Here is a 4,173-nt window from a genome sequence, read left to right as displayed (position 1 = left end):
GTTATTGATAATACTAGATGCGGCGGCATCTTTAAAGTTTAAATTGCTGACTTTGGCTTGATAGAAGTCCTGGGTTCTCTTGAGAAAATCTGATGCAAAGCTAACATCTTTATTTGCCCAAAGTGAGTTAGCAATATTCAATTGCACTTTCGCATCTTTCGCATCTGAATTGTCTAAAAGCTGTTTTAATACCGCCGCATAAGAAGAGTTGATTTCTGGTAGATTCATCCCCTGTAATTCTAGGGTTTTTGCCATTGCTTGTTGAGTCGAACCGCTAGCGCCGTTGTAAGTCATAGCAAGAGCGATCGCAACACTTGAAGGTGAAATAAAAATATTTTTCTCACCCCAATCGTTTTTCAGAACTTCTGAAAATAGTTTGAAGCCAAACTTATTGCTAGACTCAACGATTTTTGTATCAGTTTTCGCTGTTTTTTTTTGCAATGGAGTTTCTGGCTGAGGTAAACTAGATTGGGCAAGGGCACTTTTATTACTATCGACTTGAGAACACCCTAATACACTGAATAGAACAACACTTGCAGCTGCCAGAGCATAACGTCTGCCTAGACTCACACCGTAACGTCTTTGTAGGAAATTTTCTTTCGCATCACTCAATTTATGACGATTCATTCTGCTACCTCACTTGCCAAAGATTCCCGATTTGTGCTCAAAGTTGACGCAGATACTGTGTCAATGACTAACTATTGCATTTACTCCAATAGAAAAATGGGACTGTTACAGTTTTCGTAACAGCAAATTAGTAGCTCAGAGTAATTAAACACAACTTGTGGAGTTGCTAATTCCTTATTGAGACGGCTATACAGACGACTTATAAAAAATTTTGATTTCTAAGAATTTTTATCTTTACGTATAAACGTATTGTAAGCTACGTAATCATAAAATAACCACTTCTGTTAGGTTTTTATAGATCGAATAACGTTTCTTAGAGGCACGAAATCTCGTTTCTATACGGAGTATAGGAACGAGAAAAACGCTGTAATTTTACATAGATATTTGTGCTACCCTATTTCAATTAATAGGTACACTCCACCAAGCTAAACTGTAGGGTTGAGTCGCTTCATTGAGCTTTTGACGAAACTGAACACGGATTTTGTAATTGCCAGTAGCAGTAACGGGGCAAAAAATATGTTCTACACTATCAATTTGGCTGATTGAGGAGCAAATAGCACCAGCATCAGAATTTTGAGCATCAGCTTTTACTAAGTAGAGATCGAGATTATTCAAACCGCGATCGCGAAAACTTTCACCTAAGTCATATTGCTGGTTTTTATTTTTATCGTTGAGTTCTACCAATCGATCCCAACTCAGGGTTACAGCAACAAAACTTCCCTGTTTTAACGGTTTTGCTAATATATAGTCAACAAATGCTCCAACATCAACTGTGCGATAATCCCAACCAATAGCCGGCACCGCCGCCGATGCCTGCCATTGACCAGCACTAAACTGCTGATAAGCGCGAAATACATTTAAATGACCCGCTCCCATTTGGGCATCCAAGGGAATCTTTGGATCTTTATAAGCATCAGAATCTAGCCAGTTTTGATTTTGCTTATCAATTAGCGTCCGCGTCATTCTCAACTTTAAGCCATCGCCGCTATCTAGAAGTTTGTCTGCTGAATTCAGCAATACAGCTTTCATCACTTGATGACGCCGAGAATCAATGCTCCAGTGGGGTTGTTTTGTCCGCATCTGTCGGTTGGCAAGTTCCTGCAACAGAGCAACAGTAGCTGTAACTTGAGGTGTTGCAAAACTTGTACCTGTAACCTTGTTCAATTTGCCATCTGGATTGAGCAAAGGAATATTATTACCAGGAGCAACTAAACTGATAGCGCGACGCCCATCAAGGTCAAATTCTTTTCCAGCTAGTCTTCCATTCACCCCTTGGTTAACACCTGCCAGATTAGCCACGTCTACTTTGTTAAAAACTCCCCCTCGGCGGGATGAAAAAGCCACGTTTATTCCATTAAAATTATCTGTAGGAATAGGAATGCCGCCTTTCCCCTGGTTGCCAGCGATCGCATACAAAACATCATGAAAGCGACTAGACCAGTCAACACATAAAGTTAATAAAGCATTGCCGTCTAAAGTAGCTTCCGGTCGAGGATCGCGGCTCAGAGGTTCGCCAAAGCTAAAGTTAATCGCACGGACATCGCCACTATTTTGTAGCGCTATGTGCTGTGCCGATAAGCACTCCTCTGGCTGACCCATGTTTTTAGTCGAACCCACCGCCGATGAATACAATCGCGCTCCCGGCGCAACTCCTGGCAAAGCTTTGTCTTGGCTCACCATCACACCGGCAACATTGTAGGCGTGGGGGTCAACACCAGTATTAGACTTAGCTGGGCCATTGCGTAAGAAAACTGCTGCCAAAGATATGGCACGGTTTTTAGACACCGCCTTATCCCATCCAAACATTCCCGGCCGGCCAATTTCCACTTGACCAATAGCAATCTTACGACCGATTAAATTATAAGGAGATTTGTGTAGCTTCAGAGCATCAATGCCATTAGTTCCTAATGCAGATTCTAAAGCTGAAGCAATTACCGGCGCACTCAGGCAAGAAGCAGTTAATCCCCAAAATATCCAGGTTAGTTTTTTAGTCATTAGTTATTAGTCATTTGTCATTGGTCATTGGTCATTGGATTAGGTGAAAGGTTACAGGTAACAGGTGATAGGGAATAATCTGTACCCTTTTACCTGTAACCTATTCCCTTCTTCACTCGCCACTCTCCAAAAAACCGGGATCAAAATTATAAGTCTTGTTCAATGTTTTGTTACAATGCGTACAGACGAGGACGCTTAAAAACCCACTAGCCATGACCCAAAACCTATCTCAAAAGCCCATTGTAATTTCTCCATCTATCCTATCAGCCGATTTTAGTCGCTTGGGTGACGAAATTCGTGCCGTAGACGCAGCTGGAGCGGATTGGATTCATGTTGATGTCATGGACGGTCGTTTTGTACCTAATATTACGATAGGCCCTCTGATTGTGGAGGCGATTCGTCCGATTACAACCAAGCCTCTGGATGTCCATTTGATGATTGTGGAGCCAGAAAAGTATGTAGAGGGATTTGCTAAGGCTGGTGCTGATATTATCTCCGTACACTGCGAGCATAATGCTTCTCCACACCTGCACCGCACCTTGGGGCAAATAAAAGAGCTTGGTAAGAAAGCTGGTGTTGTACTTAATCCTGGTACCCCTCTAGAACTAATTGAATATGTTCTAGATTTGTGCGATTTAGTACTAATTATGAGCGTCAACCCTGGTTTTGGTGGTCAAAGCTTTATCCCTGGTGTATTACCCAAAATCCGCAAGCTGCGCCAAATGTGTGATGAACGTGGTCTTGACCCCTGGATTGAAGTGGATGGGGGATTGAAGGCAAATAATACCTGGCAAGTTTTGGAAGCGGGAGCCAATGCGATCGTCGCCGGTTCAGCTGTGTTTAACGCAAAAGATTATGCTCAGGCTATTACAGCAATTCGCAACAGCAAGAGTCCTACTCCAGAATTAGCCAAGGTTTAATTCATTTTTGAATTAATCAATCATTGAACATGGAAGTGAAAAAGAATGTAGAGACGTAGCGGTGCTAAGTCTATAGAAGGATTCTAGATTAATTTCACCAGATATCTAGTCTTCACAAAAAATAAGGTAGGCAAATTGCCTACCTTATTTATTTTTGTATACAGATAAAAAACTGGAAGCTATTCAAGTTTTGAACTTCCAGTAGTGTTATATAAATTGAAAGTTTAGAAACCAAAGATAATCCAGGTTAGGAGGACTAGGATTACAATAGTCGAAAGAGAAGCGTATGAGCTACTAGTTCTACCAGCCAAGGACAACAATTTCACCGTAACTTTTCTATTTCTGTTCCTGGAATTGATGTTAAGCGTTTGCTTTATTAACTAAAGCAACACCAACCACAGGATAGAAAGTTTTATCAGCATTACTTGCACCGTCTGCAGTCAGTGAAAGCTGTGTAAAATTTGGCTTGGGGGAATCCACCTCCCCAAATTCTCTTTGCTCAGACTTCCTCAGAAAAAGAACCACCAATAGTAACAGTTGGATTATTGGTCTTGGTCTAGGAGTTATTTACTCCATGAAATGCTGACTACTTTTGTAATCAGTTTGATTTATTTCATAGTTAGAACTAATC

The 4,173-nt window shown here is 41.2% G+C and carries 3 protein-coding genes; 1 reads left to right on the top strand and 2 read right to left on the bottom strand.

Annotation, left to right across the window (positions count from 1 at the left end):
• The coding region (locus IQ229_RS15795) for a serpin family protein (RefSeq protein ID WP_322744001.1) at positions 1-627 on the bottom strand (627 nt) is incomplete at its 3' end.
• Positions 628-1,026: 399 nt separating this feature from the next.
• A complete protein-coding gene (locus IQ229_RS15790; protein ID WP_194045213.1) occupies positions 1,027-2,622 on the bottom strand; it encodes a S8 family serine peptidase in 1,596 nt (531 codons plus the stop codon).
• A gap of 212 nt (positions 2,623-2,834) precedes the next feature.
• On the opposite strand from IQ229_RS15790, the gene rpe reads away from it, so the two are divergent.
• A complete protein-coding gene (gene rpe / locus IQ229_RS15785; protein WP_194045211.1) occupies positions 2,835-3,542 on the top strand; it encodes a ribulose-phosphate 3-epimerase in 708 nt (235 codons plus the stop codon).
• Positions 3,543-4,173 lie beyond the last annotated feature (631 nt).

It is taken from the genome of Nostoc cf. edaphicum LEGE 07299 (assembly GCF_015207245.1).
Classification (GTDB): domain Bacteria; phylum Cyanobacteriota; class Cyanobacteriia; order Cyanobacteriales; family Nostocaceae; genus Nostoc; species Nostoc edaphicum_B.
The sequence above is the reverse complement of the archived record's forward strand: the minus strand, read 5'-3'. Positions and strand labels throughout refer to the sequence as shown.